This window comes from Halococcus sediminicola, assembly GCF_000755245.1.
Classification (GTDB): domain Archaea; phylum Halobacteriota; class Halobacteria; order Halobacteriales; family Halococcaceae; genus Halococcus; species Halococcus sediminicola.
The window spans coordinates 227,254-244,821 of the sequence record NZ_BBMP01000026.1 but is presented as its reverse complement, the minus strand read 5'-3'; the positions used below and the strand labels follow the sequence as shown (position 1 = coordinate 244,821).

The window sequence follows — 17,568 nt, the reverse complement described above, 5'->3', positions numbered from 1 at the left end:
GAACGTACTCAGCGAAGGTACAGGTAGGCTGCCCGCACGAGGCGCATGGCCGGGCCGGCGCGCTCGGCCTCGTGATACGTTCTGAGGTCGGGATCGAACTTCGCCTTGTACTCGTTGAGGCGGCGTGAGTCCGCTCCCACGAGATCGTACGAATCGATGTCGCGTTCTATCGCGTCGCGCATGATCTGCCAGTCCACGTGGTCGTTGACGGGAATCTCGGCGTCGTGTTTCGCGCCGCCTTGCCAGCGGTGGATCGTCCCCTCGTCCTCGAGGGTTATCATCCCGCCAGCGAAACGGCCGTCGACGCGGCAGACGTACGCGCGCAGGCAGCCCTCCGGCAGGCGCTCGCGCAGGTCGAGGACGAACCCCGGCGTGACGCCGTAGGACTTGTTCTGTGCCTCGTACCGGCGATAGACCTGGGTGACGATGCGCCGGATCGCCCGCTCGCCGCCCTCTTCGATGGTGCAGTTTTCAGGAACCCCGTCACGGACGTTGCTCCGCGCGTCGCTACTGAAGCGTCCCAACAGCTCGTCCGCACCGACCGAGAGATCCACGGTGTACGTGTGGCCAAGCGACGCCGCCAGCCCGTTCCATTCGAGCGGGCGGAGGTCCGTGTACCGATAGTCGCTGCGGACGTGAGTGTAGCGTGGGGCGAGCTGCTCGTCGATCCATTCGATGCAGCCGTCGACGAACCGCTGGTGGCGGCGCTCGCGCTTTCGCTGCTTCAGTTTCCCCATGTTCAGCAGCGCCGGCCCGAGATAGGAGACTAGGAGATCGGGCGGCGGCGAGAAGGCCATCGAAATCCCCAGTCGCTCGACGGCGAAGATGGGGAAGATCCCCACCGGTTCCTGGCCCTTGAACCCGATCAGAGGATGTAAATCGGCGTCGGCGTGTGCCGCGAGCGCCGCGAGACTTCCCCGCAGATGGAACGGGTTCGACTGCGGCGAGCGCTCTACATAACTGTTCCACTTGTCCAGATCGTCGTCGGTCGCGCTGCGTATCTCGATGCTCATTCCATGTACCCCAGATCCGAGAGTCGCTCTTCGACTGCCTGCTCGTCGGTCGTCTCGCGTGCCCGCCCGTCGTAGTCGGGATAGGCCCGCTCGCCGGCCGAGTCGACGATATCCAGTACCTCACCGTCCATGTGCTCGCCGTGCGGCAACCCGAGCGACGCCAGCACCGTCGGCGCGACGTCGAACAGATGTGCGTCCGCGAGCGACCCGTCGCTATCGATACCCGCGCCCGTCGCGGCGACCATGCCGTCGCGTTTGTGGTTGTAGGGTTCGGTCGGCGGACCAAAGGTTTCCCCGCGCAACTGCGTCGAGAGGAACTGGTCGAACGCGCGCGGGACGAGCACGATATCGACCGCGCGATCCGCCTCCGGCCCGTGGAAGTAGTCCTCGCGCGGGGCCACGTCGTCGAACGCCGGCTTTCCGTCGGGCGTTTCGAGGGCGGCGAGGAGATCGATGAGCGTCTCTCGAACCTCCTCGTATTCGTCGGCCGGGACAACACCCTCTGGATCGCGTCCGGCCACGTTCAGCCGAACGCCACACTCGATGTGCGAGCGGGCGTAGGCCGTCGAGGCGGGGAAATCGACTCGTTCAGTACCGGCACGGACCATCGCCTTCGGGGCGTGGGCGACGACGAACTCGGCGAGTCCGAGACGTTCGAGGGCGCCGTTGAGCCGCTGGCTCGTGATGCCCACGCGCGCCAGACCACCCATCGCCCGTTCGAGCAGCGCGTCAGTGCCGCTCTCGCTCCCTTCGTCGTCGAAGAACTGCTCGTCACGGAGCACGTCCCACGACGGCATCCCGCCGCCGCGGGCCGTCTCGACGTAGCCCTCGTCGCGCAAGAGGGAGTTCACTCGCACGTCGTAGCCGCTGTACTTCCCGATACCGTGGTCGCTGGCGACCACGATCGTATCGGGATCACAGACGTCGATGATTTCACCGATCTGCTCGTCGACGGCCTCGTAGACCGCCTGGAGGGCGGCGAAATCGCCGGGACACTCGTGGAAGACGGTGTCCGTCGTCTGGAACTGGACGAAACCGAACTCCGGCGAGAAGCGCTCGGCGAGATAGCGAAACGCCTCGCCACGCATCCGTGTCACCGTTCGGTACTCGTCGATCTTTGCCTCGATGCTCGTCTCCTCGCCGCCGGTGTGGCGCGGATAGACCCGGTACGCGCCGAGTTCCTCGCGGACGTCGGCGAGCAGTCCGTCGGGATGGCAGGTCGGGGAATCGGGCGCGACGTAGCCCGGGATCAGCGCGCCGTCGAACTCCCCTGGAGGGGCGGTGACTGGCACGTTGACGACGACGGACGATTTTCCCTCCTCGTCGAGCAGTTCCCAGAGCGCGTGCTCGCGCACGTCGGTCGCGTTCACTACGTCCCAGTCGTAGCCATCGTAGTCGAGAAAGCCGAAGACGCCGTGGTTGCCGGGGTTCGTCCCCGTGTAGAGCGAGGGCCACGCGCTCGCGGTCCACGGCGGGACCTGCGATTCGAGCGGGCCGCTCGTGCCGTTGGCGAGGATTCCTTCGAGCGCCGGCAGCTCGGCCCCGCGTTTTTCGAGGCGGTCGAACACCGGCCCGCAGGCCGCATCCAGCCCGACGAGCAGCGTCTCCATTCCCGTGTCGGGACGTTCGTCGTCCATTCGTTGTCGGTGGTTGTCGGTGCGGCGGCCGTGAATCTACCGATGCGTGATGAGCGCTCGACGGGACAGTCGGAGAACGAAAGGCTGTTGCCCGGTGCTGGAGTCGAACGAACGTGATGAGTTCTTCCGCACAGCCCGCGCGTCGCGCCAGGAACGGTCGCCACGACCGTCATCGACGACCACCGACCGAATCCTGAATGGCGGGTGAGCAGTCGTCGGCGACCGAGGAATCGGACCTCTCGTCGCTGGTGTCGAGTGCGAGCCTCGTGCTCGTCGGCAGCCTGTTCGGCTCGTTCTCGAAGCTGTTCGAGCAGGTGCTGCTCGGTCGCGTGCTCTCCCAACCGGCGTTCGACGCCTTCAGCAAGGGGTTTTCGATACTGATGCTCAGCACGACCATCGCGCTCGTCGGCTTCAACGAGGGGATTCCCCGCTTCATGTCGCGTTTCGACGACGAGCGCGACGTCCGCGGCGTCTGGGTGACGGGCATCACCATCGCCGGCGTCGTGGGGATCGGGTTCGCCGGAGCGCTCGTCGCCGGTCGGGGCTGGGTCATGCGGGTGTTCTTCGGTACCGACGCGCCGCCGCTGTTGGTCACGCTCTTTGCGGTGGCGATCCCGTTCGTCGTCGGGCTACGCATCGCCGTCGGAGCGATCCGCGGTCACGAGAACACCATCTACCGGACCTACGCCTACGACTTGCTCTACAACGGCCTTCGCGTCGGTATCCTGCTCGTCCTGCTGTTCGGCGCAGGGATGGGTGTGCTCGCGGCGGGCTACGCCTATATCGTTGCTGGCGTGGTCGCCTTCGCCGTCGCGCACGTCCTTCTCGACCGATTGCTCTCGCTCCGGGGGCCCATCCGGACGCACGCGGGCGCGATGGTCCGGTTTTCCTTCCCGCTCGTGGTCGCCTCGGCGGTCTCGTCGATCCTCTCGCAGGTCGACAAGCTGATGCTCGGCGCGCTCGCGGCAGATCCGAACGCCGCCGGCATCTACAACTACGGCTACCCGCTCGCGGCCGGCCTGCCCGTGATCCTCTCGGTGTTCGGTTTCCTCTACCTTCCACTGGCCTCGCGCCTCGACGACGACAGCAACCGGTCGGAGGTCGACCGCATCTACAAGATAACCACGAAATGGATATATATCGCTGCCTTCCCGCTGTTTCTGACGTTCGTCGCCTTCTCGGGCGACGTCGTCGGGATCGTCTTCGGCGTCGGCGACCCACGCTCGGCGGCGGCACTGGCGATTCTCTCGGTCGGCTTCTTTTCGAGCGCGGCCAACGGCCGGTGTCAGGACACGCTCTCGGCCTTTGGCTATACTGGCTACATCCTCGCCGTGAACACCGCCGCCGCCGTCCTCAACATCGCGCTCAACGTCGTGTTGGTGCCAACCTACGGTGTCATCGGCGCGGCGGCGGCCTCGGCGCTGTCCTTTTTCTCGCTCAACGCCATCGCAATGGTGGTGCTCTGGCGGCTCTCGGGCATCTCGCCGTTCTCACGGCTGACCGCCCGGACCTTCCTGTTGCTCCCGGTCGCGCTGTTCCCGCCGGCACTCGCGCTGTCGCGCGTCGTGACGCTTTCGGTACTCACGCTGCCGGTGTTCGCCGTCATCACGGGCCTCGTCTCGGTGGCGCTGGTCGCTGTCACCGGTTGTCTCCAACCCGAAGACGAGATCCCGCTCGAACTCGTCGAGGACCGCCTCGGCGTTCGGGTGCCGCTTATCCGTCGCTACATTCCTTCGCGTCGCCGTGACCCGTCGGGCGGACGGTCGTGACCAACGAGCGCCACTCCCCTCACTTCACTCGCCCTCGAACGCAGCCGAAGATTGCTCGTCTCGCGCGCGTCCCACGCTATCGAAAACAGCGGGTTCGTCGCCGGAACCGCTCCTTCGCTTTCGTCGGATGGGAAAACACATATGTGAGAACGGAGTGTACCTCAACGAGACCGAACACGACCAGTCATTCAAGCGCCCTGATACACCCACCTCCACCGAATGACCGAACACACCACCCAACCAATACAGCCATCGAAGAGGACGTCACCGAGACAGCCGTCCAGTCCCGAGTTCCGGTGGCAGATACCGGGGCGACCCGTCGACGGACACCAGAGGGTCGCCCGATGAGCACCGAGACACGCGCTCGCGTCGGCGCGAGTAATCGTATCGACGACGACGCGACCGTCGGCTACATCCACGACGCCGACGCCCCGCCCGCCGACATCGGTGACGACGCGACGATTCGGGCCGGCACCATCGTCTATGCCGACACCACGATCGGCGACGGCTTCACCACCGGTCACAACGCCCTGGTCCGTGAGGACACGACCATCGGCGACGACGTTCTCGTCGGAACCGATACCACCATCGACGGTTCATCGACCATCGGCTCGCACGTGAGCCTCCAGACGGGGGTGTACATCCCCACACAGACGACGATCGGCGATCAGGTGTTCGTCGGGCCGCGGGCGGTACTCACGAACGACCCCTATCCCGTCCGGCGCGAGGCCCCTCTCACTGGGCCGACGCTCGACGACGGCGTCTCGGTCGGTGCGAACGCGACGCTGCTGCCGGACGTCACGGTCGGAACGGGTGCGTTCGTCGCCGCCGGCGCGGTCGTCACCGAGGACGTACCTCCGGAGACGCTGGCGGTCGGCGTCCCCGCCAGTCACGAACCGCTGCCCGAGGACCTCACGGGGGAAAACGAGCTATGATACCGATAGCCGACCCCGAACTCGGCGCGCGCGAGAAAGAGCGCGTCGAGGCGGTCCTCGACAGCGGCCAACTCGCCGACGGCCCCGAGGTGCGCGCCTTCGAGGAGGAGTTCGCCGACTTCTGTGGGGCCACCCACGGGGTGGCGACCACGAACGGAACGACCGCCCTCCACACGGCGTGCGAGGCGCTCGGTCTCGGGCCGGGCGACACAGTCGTGACGACGCCGTTTTCGATGATCGCCAGCGCGAACGCCGTCCGTCTGGCTGGCGCAGAGGTCGTCTTCGCCGACATCGACCCTCGAACCTACAATATCGACCCACATGCCGTCGAGGACATCGTCCGCGAACGAGATGTCGACGCCGTCATGCCCGTCCATCTCTACGGACTGCCGGCCGCGATGGACCAGTTGAGAGAGATCGCCGACAAACACGATCTCCTCGTGATCGAGGACGCCGCACAGGCCCACGGCGCGGCGTTCGACGGCGAGCACGTCGGCACGTTCGGCGACGCGGCCTGTTTTTCGTTCTACCCCACGAAGAACATGACCACCGGCGAGGGCGGGATGGTCGTGACCGATAGTGACGAAGTCGCCGAGCGCGCGGCGAGTTTCGCGAACCACGGCCGCAGCGCAGACGGACCGGCCTACGAACACCGTGGAGTGGGTCAGAACTACCGGATGACGAGCGTGCTCGCGGCCATCGGGCGCGTCCAACTCGACCGCCTACCTAGTTATAACGAGGCCCGGCGCGCGAACGCCGAGCGACTCACGGCCGAACTGCCCGACGCGCTGGCGACGCCCGTCGAACCCGACGGTCGAAAACACGTCTATCACCAGTATACCGTGCGCACCGAGAACCGTGACGCGCTCGAAGCGCACCTCGACACGGCGGAGATCGGCACGGGGGTGTACTACCCGATCCCGATACACGAGCAGCCCGCCTACAGCGGCGTCGATCGGTCGCTGCCGGTCGCCGAGCGCGCGAGCCGTGAAGTGCTCTCGCTACCGGTACATCCAAACCTCTCGCCGTCGGACGTCGGGGATATCGTGAACGCTATCGCCCCGGAGGTGGTTGGATGAGTCGTACGGAGCCGATACGGGCCGGCGTCGTCGGCGTCGGTAGTATGGGCCAGAACCACGCGCGTGTCTACGCCGAACTGCCCGGCGTCGAACTCGTCGGGGTCGCCGACGTCGACGCCGAGCGCGCGTCCGAGGTCGCCGCGAGCCACGACACGGCGGCGCTCGCAAAGGGAGAGCTGCTCGACCGCGCCGAGGCGGTCTCGATCGCCGTGCCGACCGCCCATCACGCGAGCCTCGCACGCGAGTGTATCGAAGCCGACGTGGATGTGCTCGTCGAGAAACCGTTCGTCAGCGAGCCGAGCGAGGGGCGCGCGCTCGAAGCGCTGGCCGACGAGCAGGGTGTCATCGTCCAAGTGGGCCACGTCGAGCGGTTCAACCCGGCCGTACAGGCCGTCTCGGAGATCCTCTCCGATCAGGAGATACTCGCCGTCGACGCCCAACGGCTCGGTTCGCCGCGCGAGCGCACCATCGCGGACAACGCCGTGATGGACCTGATGATCCACGACATCGATGTCCTCCTCTCGCTCATCGACGAGGACGTTACAACGGTGAACGCCCTCGGTGCGGAGGAGAACCGCTACATCGACGCCCAACTGCGTTTCGAGAGCGGCATCGTCGCCAGCCTGACCGCGAGCCGCGTCACCCAGAAGAAGATCCGCCAGCTCTCGATTACGACCCGCGAGTGCTGGATCGCCGTCGACTACATCGACCGCTCGGTCGCCATCCACCGTCACTCGCTGCCCGAGTACGTCGAGCGGAAAAGCGGCATGCACTACCGCCACGAGGGCGTCGTCGAGCAGCCGATGGTCGACAGCGGCGAACCGTTGAAGGAAGAACTCGCCTCGTTCGTCGACTGCGTCCGCGAGCGAAAAACACCGCTCGTGACCGCAGCGGACGGCCTGCGCGCGCTGTCGGTCGCCCACAAGATCGACCGGCTGGCCGACGACCGCATGGAGGCCGAGGCGCGATGAGCCGGGCCGAGTCCGTCGCCCCCTATGGCAGGGAGAGCGAGCGCACGCGCGAGGCGTTTCTCGATGGGGAGATCCCCGTGGGCGTGTACGGACTCGGCAAGATGGGGCTGCCGCTGGCGGCGGCCTATGCCGAGGTCTGTGGCAACGTCGTCGGTGCGGACGCGAACGAAGCCGTCGTCGAGGACATCAACCGTGGCGACTCCCACGTACGTGGCGAGCCCGGTCTCGACACGCTCGTCGAGCAGTTGGTCGCCGAGGATGCGCTGCGGGCGACCGGCAACCGTGCGGCGGCCGACGCGGCGGCGGTCCACGTCGTCATCGTGCCGACGCGACTCGCCGCGGGGAACGCTCCCGACATCTCGATTCTCGAATCCGTGATCGAAGACGTCGCCGCCGGACTTTCGGCGGGCGACCTCGTGGTCGTCGAGTGTACGGTGCCGCCGAAGACCTGTCGGGAGGTCGTGTTACCGCTGCTCGAAGCCGAAAGCGACGTTTCGGGCGGCGAGTTCGGCGTCGCGTTCTGTCCCGAGCGCACGTCGAGCGGGCGCGCGCTCGAAGACATCCGGGGAGCCTACCCGAAGGTGGTGGGTGGCGTCGACGAGAAAAGTACGAAAGCGGCACGGACCATCTACGAGGAGATCAATTCGGAGGGCGTGCTCACTGTCAGAGACGCGACGACGGCCGAAGCAGTCAAATTGTTTGAAGGAGTCTACCGCGACGTGAACATCGCCCTCGCCAACGAACTGGCGCGGTTCACCGACGACCTCGCTATCGACGTGCGCGAGGCCATCGCCACCGCGAACACCCAGCCCTTCTGCGAGATCCACGACCCCGGCGCGGGCGTCGGCGGCCACTGCATCCCCTACTATCCCTACTTCCTCGCCCACGACCGCACCGAGGACGCGCCGCTGTTGCACACCGCACGCGACGTCAACGACGGCATGCCCGCGTTCACGGTGCGCAAACTCCGCGAGGAGTTCGAAGCCGAAGGACGGGAGTTGGGGGAGACGACGGTGCTCGTGCTGGGAATCGCCTATCGGCCCGGCGTCGCCGAGACTGCCGCGACGCCCGCCCGCCCCATCATCGACGGACTTGACGCGGCGGGGACGGAGGTCCTCTGTACGGACCCACTCATCGACGATTTCAGTGAATTCGCTGCGACACCGGTCTCGGTCGACGAGATCACCGACCGGGAGATAGACGGTGTCGTCATGGTGACGCCACACGAGGCCTTCGAGCGCATCGACTGGACGGCATTCCCCGCGCCGCTGGTCGTCGTCGACGGGCGCGGAACGCTCGATTTATCGGACACCACCCACAGGGTGTACACGATAGGGAGCGGCCATGTATAACGGGAAAAGCGTCGGGGTCGTCATCCCCGCTCACAACGAGGAGGCGTTCGTCGGACGGGTCATCGAGACCCTTCCGAAGTACGTCGACCGCGTCTATGCCGTCGATGACTGCTCGACCGACGGGACGTGGGCGGAAATAGAGCGCCACGCCGAGCGCGCAAACCGGACTCGGGGCGAGAGCACGACGCTGGCCGACGGCGGCGCGGCCTTCGGGGGCGTGGTCGAGCCAATTCGCCACGAGACCAACCACGGTCGCGGCGGCGCGGTCAAGACCGGGTATCGGCGCGCGCTCGACGACGGTATCGACGTCGTGGCGGTGATGGACGCCGACGGACAGATGAACCCCGACATGCTCGCTCGCATCGTCGAACCGGTCGCCGAGGGCTGGGCCGACTACGCGAAAGGGACCCGTCTCCTCCACCGCGACCGCAAACAAATGTCGAACTGGCGATTTTTCGGTAATTCACTGCTGACCTATCTCACCAAGATCTCCAGTGGCTACTGGAAGATGAGCGACCCGCAGAACGGCTTCACGGCGATTGCCGGCGACGCGCTCGCACGTATCGACGTTGACAGGCTATACGACGACTACGGCTTTTTGAACGACATGCTCACGACGCTCAACGTCCACCAGTGTCGGGTGGTCGACGTCTCCCATCCGGCGGTCTACGGCGACGAACAGAGTGGGATTCGCTACTCGACGTTCGTTCCCCGGCTGTCGGTGTTGCTCGCGCGCAACTTCGTCCGCCGGCTGACGATGCGCTACGTGGTCCACGACTTCCACCCGCTCGTGTTGCTCTATTTCGTCGGTATCAGTAGCACTGTCGCGGGCGTCCTCGGTGCGCTGTTCACCCTCGTTACCCTGCTCGGGTCGGGATTCGGGTTCGTCAGGGGGGCGCTATCGTTGCTGTTGGTCGTCGTCGGCGTCATCGCGCTCGCGGTCGGGATGGCCTACGACTTGCAGACGAACGAGCGACTGCGCGTCGGACAGTACGACGGTCTCGAACCCGAGAGTGTGGGTCGGGAGGGACGATGAAGGTCGTCTCGGTCGTCGGCGCGCGCCCGCAGTTCATCAAAGCCTTCCCCGTCTCGCGCGCGCTCACCGGCCGCCACGAGGAGGTACTCGTCCACACCGGCCAGCACTACAGCGAGGCGATGTCCGAGGTGTTCTTCGAGGAACTCGCCATCCCGACCCCCGAGTACGATTTGGGGGTGGGATCGGGCACCCACGGCGAGCAGACCGGCGAGATGGTGACACGCTTCGGCGAATTGGTCGCACACGAAGACCCCGACGTGGTCGTCGTCTACGGCGACACGAACTCGACGCTCGCGGGGGCGGTCGTGACCGCAAAGACCGACGCCCGCCTCGCCCACGTCGAGGCCGGCCTGCGCAGCTACAACCGTTCGATGCCCGAGGAGAGAAATCGCGTGCTCACCGATCACGTCTCGGACCTGCTCTTCGCGCCGACCGAGCGCGGCGTCACGAACCTCGAAACGGAGGGCGTCGAGAACGTCCACCTCACGGGCGACGTCATGTACGACGCCATCCTCTGGGCGCGCACCCGCGCCGCCGACCACTCGACGGTGTTAGAGGAGTACAACCTCACCGCGGGCGAGTACGTCCTCGCAACCGTCCACCGAGCGGGCAACACCGACGACCGCGAGCGGCTGGCGACCATCATGCGCGCGCTCGGCGAGACCGACCGCGAGGTAGTCTTTCCCATCCATCCGCGGACGACCGAACGCCTCGAAACGTACGGATTCTACGAGGACGTCGAGCGGCAGTTGACACTCATCGAGCCACAGGGCTATCTCGATTTCGTCCGCCTCCTCGACGAGGCCGAACGCGTCGCCACCGATTCGGGGGGCGTCCAGAAGGAGGCGTTCTTCCTCGATACGCCCTGTGTGACGCTTCGTGACGAAACCGAGTGGGTCGAGACCGTCGACGCCGGCTGGAACACGCTGGTCGGAGCCGACGAAGACGCCATCGAGCGCGAACTCGGCAGGGAGGTCTCGTTACCTGAAAAGCCCGAACTCTACGGCGACGGCGACGCCGCCGAACGGATGGTCGCGCTGCTCGAAGAGCACGATGGCTGAGTTCGCGCTCTGTCTCACCCACGACGTGGATCGCCCGTACAAGACGTATCAGGCCATTTCCGACACGCTGGTCGAACGCGACCCCGCCCGTCTCAGGGCGCTCTCGCCCCACGTCAATCCCTACTGGCAGTTCGACACGCTGATGCAACTAGAAGAAGATTTCGGCGTGCGCTCGGCGCTGTATTTCCTCTCCGAGCGCGGGTTGTGGAATCGCTCCCCGCGAGAGTGGCTGCGCCCGCGCTACTGGCTCGAACACCTCGGGCGCTACGACGTCTCGGCTCCCCGGATGGCGAAGGTCATCCGGAACCTCGATGCGGGCGGCTGGGAGGTGGGCCTGCACGGCTCCTACGACTCCTACGACGACCGCGAACGCCTCGCCACAGAGAAGGGGATGGTCGAACGGGTGCTCGGCCACCGACTGAGAGGGGGTCGCCAGCACTTCCTCAATCGTGCACCGGCAACGTGGGACCACCACCGTGCCATCGGTCTCGAATACGACAGTTCGCTCGGATCGAGCATCGACTACGGGTTCACCCACGGCTACGACCTCGTCCATCCGTTCGACGACGAGTTTACCGTCTTTCCGCTCACGCTGATGGAAGTCGCGCTGTTCGAACAGCACGAGAATATCGAGACGGCGTGGAACGCCTGCGAGGAACTCCTCGCGGAGGCCGCCGCGAACGACGCCGTGATGACGGTGCTTTGGCATCCACGCTACCTGAGTGGCGACTTCCCGGGTTATCGAACGCTCTACCGGCGACTCATCGAGCGCGCGCTCGAACTGGGCGCGTGGGTCGGCCCGCCGGCCGACTGTTACGACCGACTCGTGGGAGAGGGTCGCACGGTGGCGGAACTAAACAGGGCGGCGAACGCCGCCGACTGAGCAAAAAGGAACTGCCGACTCAGTCGTCTTTGGTCGTGATGTCGGCCGAGAGACCCTGTGCCATCTGGATGCCCTCGGCGTTATTGAGCGTCCACGCGGTGCGCTCGGTGACGGCCTCGATGATCTCGCGCGCGCTCGGGTAGCCGTTGCCCGATTTCTTCACGCCGCCGAAGGGCAACTGGATCTCCGCGCCGATGCACGGGAGATTGCCGTAGGCGAGTCCGATCTCGGCGTTGTCGCGGAAGTAGTTGATCTCGTGGTAGTTCTCCGAGATAATGGCTCCCGCCAGCCCGTACTCGGTATCGTTGTGGATCTCGACTGCCTCCTCGATATCGCCCGAGTACGGCATGAGCGCGACGTGCGGGCCGAAGACCTCCTCGTGGGTGACCCGCAGGTCCGCGTCGTGGTCGGCCTCGTAGACGAACGGCCCGACCCAGTGGCCATCCTCGTGGCCCTCGGGAATCTCGCTCTCGTCGAGTTCCGTGCGGTCGACGAGCACCTCGACGTCCTCCTCGCGTGCGAGATCGTTGTAGCCGGTGACCTTCTCCTTGTGGTCGGGTTCGATGAGCGGCCCCATGAACGTATTCTCCTCCAGCGGGTCGCCGACGGCAACGTCCTCGGCGATGTCGACGAAGCGCTCCTTGAACTCGTCGTAGAGGTCCTCGTGGACGATGAGGCGCTCGGAGGAGACGCAGCGCTGGCCCGTCGTCTTGAACGAACTCATCACGGCCGAGTGGACGGCCGTCTCCATGTCGGCCTCGCTCGTCACGACGATCCCGTTCTTGCCGCCCATCTCACAGGCCGCGAGCTTGCCCGGTTCGCCACCGACCTTGCCGGCGATCTCGTGACCGACCTCGGCCGATCCGGTGAAGAGCACGGTCTCGACGCGGTCATCGTCGACGATGGCCTCGCCGGCGTCGCCATAGCCCTGTACCATGTTGAAGACGCCGTCGGGGATGCCCGTCTGCTCGAACATCTCGGCGATGACCTGTCCGCACCACGGCGTCTGCTCGGCGGGTTTCCACACCACAGTATTCCCTTCCACCAGCGTGACGGCCATGTGCCAGAACGGAATCGCGACTGGGAAGTTCCACGGCGAGATGCAGCCGACGACGCCGCGGGGTTTGCGGCGCATGTAGGCGTCCTTGCCGGCGATTTCGGAGGGGACGACGTCGCCGTGGGGATGGCGCGCGTCGGCGGCGGCCCACTCGACCATGTGGGCGGCCTCAACCACGTCGGCCCGACCTTCGGAGACCTCCTTGCCACATTCCTTGGTGACGATCTCGCCGAGTTCGTCGGTGCGGTCGCGGAGTTCATGGTAGATCTCCCAGAGGTACTCCGCGCGGTCGATGTACGACAGCGACGACCACTCCTCGAAGGCGTCGTCGGCGGCCGCGAGCGCGCGGTCGACGTCGGCGTCGGTCCCCCGATGGAACTCGCCGAGCGTCTCGCCCGTCGCCGGGTTCGTACTCTCGAACGTTTCCGTACTCTGGCCGTCGGTCCACTCGCCGCCGATGTAGTGTTGGGACGGTTCGCTGAGTTGCTGGCTCATCTCGGCAAATGTTGCGTGTGCCGAGTACAAAAACGTCGCGCTGTTCGCGCGGATGACCTATCGAAGCCCGGGAATCCGCTTCAGCGCGCGCAACGCGGCCGTCATCCCCGTCGTGTAGAGTTCCTCAGGAACGCCGGGCGGGGCGGCGATAGGTGCGAGGCGCTGCTCGGCCACCGTTTGGGAATCGGTGTACTTCAGGATGCCCTCGCGACCGTGTCGCCGGCCCAGTCCGGATTCCTTCATCCCGCCCATCGGCGCGTCGGTCGAGGCCCACGTCGCCACGTAGCCCTCGTTGATGTTGACAGTACCACACTCGATGCGCTTGGCGACGGCCTGGCCCAGTTCCGAGTTCTCGGTCCAGACGCTCGCGTTCAGGCCGCGCTCGGAATCGTTCGCCAGCGCGATGGCTTCGCTCGTCTCGTCGAACTCGTAGATCGACACCACCGGTCCGAAGGTCTCCTCGCTCGCTACGGTCATCTCGTCGGTCACGCCGGTCAAAACCGTCGGCTCGTAGAAGTACGGGCCGACATCGGGCCGCGCCTTCCCACCCGTGAGCACCCTCGCGCCCTTCTCGCGGGCGTCTTCGACGTGCGACTCGACCTTTTCCAACTGGTCGGCCGAGGCCAGCGAACCGACGTCGGGTCCGTAATCGAGGCTCGTGCCAAGCGTGAGGGCTTCGACGGCTTCGACGAATCGCCGCTCGAACTCCGTGCGAATACCCGACTGGATGTAGAATCGTTCGAGCGAGATACAGAGTTGGCCGGCGTTGGTGAACGCACCGCGAACCGCACCCTCGGTAGTTTTGGCGAGGTCGGCGTCGTCGAACACCAGCAAGGGATTCTTCCCGCCGAGTTCCATCGAGCAGTCGATCAGGTTCGCGCCGGCCTGTTCGGCCACCGTCTTCCCAATCTCGGTGCTGCCGGTGAACATCAGGTAGTCGACGTTCTCGATGAGCGGCGTGCCGATCGCCGAGCCACGCCCGGTGAGGACCTGCAAAACGCCCTCTGGAAGACCGGCTTCGCGGAGCAGCGAGACGGCGCGCAGCGCGGTGAACGGAGTTTCTTTTGCGGGCTTGAGGACGACGGTATTGCCCGCGAGCAGCGCCGGAATCGCGTCCGACACCGAGAGGGTGAGGGGGTAGTTCCACGGTGAGATGATGCCGACGACTCCCTTCGGATGGTGGTGTTCGACGGTCTTCGTCAAGAACGGAATCGCGCCCGCGCGCCGGCGCGATCCGATGTGCTCGTCGCCGTGGTAGGCGTAGTACCGGCTCGTGATGGCGATATCGAGCACCTCCTCGTAGGCGGCCCGTCGGCTCTTGCCGCTCTCGCGCTGGACGAGATCCAGTAATTCGTCCTGTTCGTCGAGGACGAGATCGTGATACCGCTTTATCACTTCGGCGCGCTCGTCGAACGACCGGTCGGCCCACGACTGCTGTGCATCGGCAGCGCGCTCGGTGGCCGCACGCACGTCCGCGACGGTGTGGGCGGGTACCGTACCGAGTTCCGCACCGGTGTAGGGTGCCTCGACGGTGATCACCTCGCGGTCTTCCGTGTCCCGCGGAAGGTGGGAGAGGAGGTCCGTGAACTCCGTCGCCGGCCGTCGCCGTGTGGTCGTCTCTGCCATACCGTCTTGACGGGGTGCGTTCGGGTATAGCTGTTCCCGGTCATGACCGGCCAGGCTACGCCGCGCGCTTTTCGATCTCGCCACGGAGCACGGCGGCGTCGAAGTCGTGGTCGGGGCGCATGCCGACGAACCCGACGAACTCGCGGGCGGCGAGTAGTTCTTCGATGGCATACTGTTCATTGGCGGCATCGACCGCCGCTCGCGCGCCGATGGCGGGTTCGAGCGCCGCGAGCGCACAGGCCAGATCGTACGAGCGCGCGTCGGCGATGGCGTCGGCGCGCACGCTCGTCGCGTCGATGAAATACAGCTCGTCGTCGGCAACGAGGACGTTCTCGGCCCGGAGGTCGCCGTGGCCGAAGCCCGCATCGTGCATCCGCGCGAGCGACGCGAACAGGGCCGGCGCGAACGTCCGTATCTCTGCCGGCGAGAGGGCCGCGAGCGTGCGGAAGTCGGGCAGGTATTCGAGCACGACCACCCCGAGTTCCTCGTGGGCGAACGCCTCGATGGGTTCGGGCGCGTTGACGCCGACCGCGCGGATGCGCCGGGTAGCATCGAGTTCGTGCTCGGCCATCGCGAGGGGGCCTTCGAAGCGCTCGAAGAACCCCTCCCGACCGCTCGAAAACACGCCGAGGTTCCGTCCGGCGGTGAAGAGCGCGTGGACCAGCGCGTTCTGCGGGGTGATGATCTTCACGAACCAGCGCTCGTCGATCACGCAGGGCGTCGAGAGCCAGTTGTCGCCGTCGAGAAAGGTCACACGAACGGCCGACTCGCCGTAGCGCGCCGCGAACTCCCGACAGACGGCTTCGAGGCGCGGCCACTCGATGCGACCGCGGACGAATCGACGGACTGCCACGCCCGAAATCGGGTGCGAGCGGGTAAAACTCCCGCGCCCGGAGAGTGCCGGGAGTTTTATCCTCCCGAACCCGTAGAACGAGTATGAATTTCGACCTGCCCGACGAGCATCGGATGATGCGCGATACGGTCCGTGAGTTCTGCGAGGCCGAAATCGAACCGCTCGCCCAGGAGATCGAGGACGAACACCGCTTTCCCGAGGAGGTGTTCGCGGAGTTGGGAAGCCTCGACGTGATGGGCGTCCCCATCAGCGAGGAGTACGGGGGATTGGGTGGCGACCAGCTCATGTACGCCTTGGTGACCGAGGAACTCGGGCGCGTCTCCGGCTCGATCGGGCTCTCCTATGCCGCCCACGTCTCGCTGGCCTCCAAGCCGCTCGAACTCTTTGGGACACACGAACAAAAGGAGGAGTGGCTCCGTCCGCTCGCCGAGGGCGAACACATGGGTGGCTGGGCGCTCACCGAACCCAGCAGCGGGTCGGACGCCAGCGACATGGACACCCACGCCGAAAAAGAGGGCGACGAATACGTGCTCAACGGCACCAAGCAGTTCATCACGAACGCCAGCGAGGCGGGTTCGGTGCTGGTGAAGGCGGTCACGGACCCCGAGGCGGGTTACGACGGGATTTCGACGTTCATCGTCGACCCCGACGACGACGGGTTCGAGGTCACGACGATCTGGGACAAGATGGGACTCAACGCCTCGCCGACGTGTGAAATCCAACTCGACGACGTGCGCCTCTCCGAGGATCGCCTGCTCGGCGCGGAGGGTGAAGGGTGGAATCAGACCAAGAAGACGCTGGATGGCGGGCGCATCTCGATCGCGGCGCTCTCGGTGGGACTGGCACAGGGAGCCTACGAGGCGGCGAAATCCTATGCGACCGAGCGCGAGCAGTTCGGCCAGCCCATCGCCGAGTTCGACGCCGTACGGAACAAGATCGTCGACATGGACCGAAAGATCGAGCGCGCGCGCCTGCTAACCCACAAAGCCGCGACGACCTACGACGCCGGCAAGGACGTCACTCGACTCAGCGCGCTGGCGAAACTCGACGCGAGCGAGATCAGCCGCGAAGTCGCCGAGGACGCCGTGCAGGTTTTGGGAGGGTATGGCTACACCACCGACTTCGCGCCACAGCGGTTCTACCGTGATGCGAAGCTCATGGAAATCGGCGAGGGAACCTCCGAAATCCAGCACCTCGTCATCGGCAGGGAACTGGGTCTCTGAGTCACTCGTACTCGTCGGCCAGCAGGCCGTAACTGTGGATATCGACGTATTCGCCGTCGATAAATGCCTCCTTGCGGTGGACGCCCTCCTCGACGAAGCCGACCTTTTCGAGCACGCGGCGCGAAGCGGCGTTGAACGCGAAGGCGTGGGCGACGACTTTGTTGAATCGGCGCTGATCGAAGCCGTACGCGACGAGCAATTCAGTCGCCTCGGTCGCGTAGCCCTCGCCCCACGCATCAGGGGCGAGCCAGTAGCCGATCTCCGCACGGCCCCATAGCTCGTTGACGTCCGAGAGACCGATGGTTCCCACGGGGTCGTCGCCGACGCAGATGAGCAGTGACACACCCTCCTCGTTGGCTCCCTCGACCCATTCGGCTTCGTCGTCCGTACTCAGCGGCCCGACCGAGGCGATCGGGCGGCGCACCCGCGGGTCGTTCATGTTCCGTGCGAGGAATTCGACGTCCTCCTTTTCGGGCGGTCTGAGCGTAATTTGCTCGCCTTCGAGGAATGCGGGACCAGGCATACTCGATGGATTTCGCCCGGCGTCATCAGTGTTTTGTGCCACCCGTTACCGGCGG

At 65.8% G+C, this 17,568-nt stretch carries 15 protein-coding genes; 9 read left to right on the top strand and 6 right to left on the bottom strand.

Features of this window, described 5'->3' with window-relative positions; translation table 11 throughout:
* Nucleotides 1-8 precede the first annotated feature (8 nt).
* Together ACP97_RS17685 and ACP97_RS17680 are read right to left on the bottom strand one after the other, a co-directional pair.
* Nucleotides 9-1,013, bottom strand: a complete 1,005-nt coding sequence (locus ACP97_RS17685; protein WP_049999157.1) for a GNAT family N-acetyltransferase — start codon at nt 1,011-1,013, stop codon at nt 9-11.
* Nucleotides 1,010-2,650: an alkaline phosphatase family protein gene (locus ACP97_RS17680; RefSeq protein ID WP_049999156.1), complete on the bottom strand. Its 1,641-nt coding sequence runs from the start codon at nt 2,648-2,650 to the stop codon at nt 1,010-1,012. The genes ACP97_RS17685 and ACP97_RS17680 overlap by 4 nt, the downstream gene beginning before the upstream one ends.
* 197 nt (nt 2,651-2,847) lie before the next feature.
* Here ACP97_RS17680 and ACP97_RS17675 point away from each other — a divergent pair, with 197 nt between their 5' ends.
* The 8 genes from ACP97_RS17675 to ACP97_RS17640 all read left to right on the top strand — a co-directional run bounded on the left by ACP97_RS17675 (nt 2,848) and on the right by ACP97_RS17640 (nt 11,736).
* Nucleotides 2,848-4,419 (top strand): oligosaccharide flippase family protein, encoded by a 1,572-nt coding sequence (locus ACP97_RS17675; RefSeq protein WP_049999155.1) that lies wholly within the window; start codon nt 2,848-2,850, stop codon nt 4,417-4,419.
* A 344-nt stretch (nt 4,420-4,763) separates the two neighbouring features.
* Nucleotides 4,764-5,354, top strand: coding sequence for an acyltransferase (locus tag ACP97_RS17670; RefSeq protein WP_049999154.1), 591 nt, complete (start codon nt 4,764-4,766; stop codon nt 5,352-5,354).
* Nucleotides 5,351-6,433, top strand: coding sequence for a DegT/DnrJ/EryC1/StrS family aminotransferase (locus ACP97_RS17665; RefSeq protein ID WP_049999153.1), 1,083 nt, complete (start codon nt 5,351-5,353; stop codon nt 6,431-6,433). Before ACP97_RS17670 ends, ACP97_RS17665 begins: the two co-directional genes overlap by 4 nt.
* Entirely contained in the window at nt 6,430-7,404 is a 975-nt protein-coding gene (locus ACP97_RS17660) for a Gfo/Idh/MocA family protein (protein WP_049999152.1), read from the top strand. The genes ACP97_RS17665 and ACP97_RS17660 overlap by 4 nt, the downstream gene beginning before the upstream one ends.
* On the top strand, nt 7,401-8,756 hold the full coding sequence (locus tag ACP97_RS17655) for a nucleotide sugar dehydrogenase (RefSeq protein ID WP_049999151.1): 1,356 nt from the start codon (nt 7,401-7,403) through the stop codon (nt 8,754-8,756). Before ACP97_RS17660 ends, ACP97_RS17655 begins: the two co-directional genes overlap by 4 nt.
* Nucleotides 8,749-9,792, top strand: coding sequence for a glycosyltransferase family 2 protein (locus ACP97_RS17650; RefSeq protein ID WP_049999150.1), 1,044 nt, complete (start codon nt 8,749-8,751; stop codon nt 9,790-9,792). The genes ACP97_RS17655 and ACP97_RS17650 overlap by 8 nt, the downstream gene beginning before the upstream one ends.
* Entirely contained in the window at nt 9,789-10,853 is a 1,065-nt protein-coding gene (gene wecB, locus ACP97_RS17645; protein WP_049999149.1) for a non-hydrolyzing UDP-N-acetylglucosamine 2-epimerase, read from the top strand. The genes ACP97_RS17650 and wecB overlap by 4 nt, the downstream gene beginning before the upstream one ends.
* Entirely contained in the window at nt 10,846-11,736 is an 891-nt protein-coding gene (locus tag ACP97_RS17640) for a polysaccharide deacetylase family protein (RefSeq protein ID WP_049999148.1), read from the top strand. Before wecB ends, ACP97_RS17640 begins: the two co-directional genes overlap by 8 nt.
* A gap of 19 nt (nt 11,737-11,755) precedes the next feature.
* Here the strand turns inward: ACP97_RS17640 and ACP97_RS17635 are convergent, their stop codons facing one another.
* The 3 genes from ACP97_RS17635 to ACP97_RS17625 are packed head-to-tail and all read right to left on the bottom strand — an operon-like array spanning nt 11,756 to nt 15,767.
* A complete protein-coding gene (locus ACP97_RS17635; RefSeq protein ID WP_049999147.1) occupies nt 11,756-13,288 on the bottom strand; it encodes an aldehyde dehydrogenase family protein in 1,533 nt (510 codons plus the stop codon).
* A 57-nt stretch (nt 13,289-13,345) separates the two neighbouring features.
* Complete coding sequence (locus tag ACP97_RS17630) at nt 13,346-14,914, bottom strand: succinic semialdehyde dehydrogenase (protein WP_049999146.1); 1,569 nt, start codon at nt 14,912-14,914, stop codon at nt 13,346-13,348.
* A gap of 55 nt (nt 14,915-14,969) precedes the next feature.
* The gene (locus ACP97_RS17625) at nt 14,970-15,767 is read right to left on the bottom strand and encodes an RIO1 family regulatory kinase/ATPase domain-containing protein (RefSeq protein WP_049999145.1); all 798 of its coding nucleotides are present in this window, start codon (nt 15,765-15,767) and stop codon (nt 14,970-14,972) included.
* Nucleotides 15,768-15,850: 83 nt separating this feature from the next.
* On the opposite strand from ACP97_RS17625, the gene ACP97_RS17620 reads away from it, so the two are divergent.
* On the top strand, nt 15,851-16,990 hold the full coding sequence (locus ACP97_RS17620) for an acyl-CoA dehydrogenase family protein (RefSeq protein WP_049999144.1): 1,140 nt from the start codon (nt 15,851-15,853) through the stop codon (nt 16,988-16,990).
* A 1-nt stretch (nt 16,991) separates the two neighbouring features.
* On the opposite strand, the gene ACP97_RS17615 is transcribed toward ACP97_RS17620, so the two are convergent.
* Entirely contained in the window at nt 16,992-17,513 is a 522-nt protein-coding gene (locus tag ACP97_RS17615; protein WP_049999143.1) for a GNAT family N-acetyltransferase, read from the bottom strand.
* Nucleotides 17,514-17,568 lie beyond the last annotated feature (55 nt).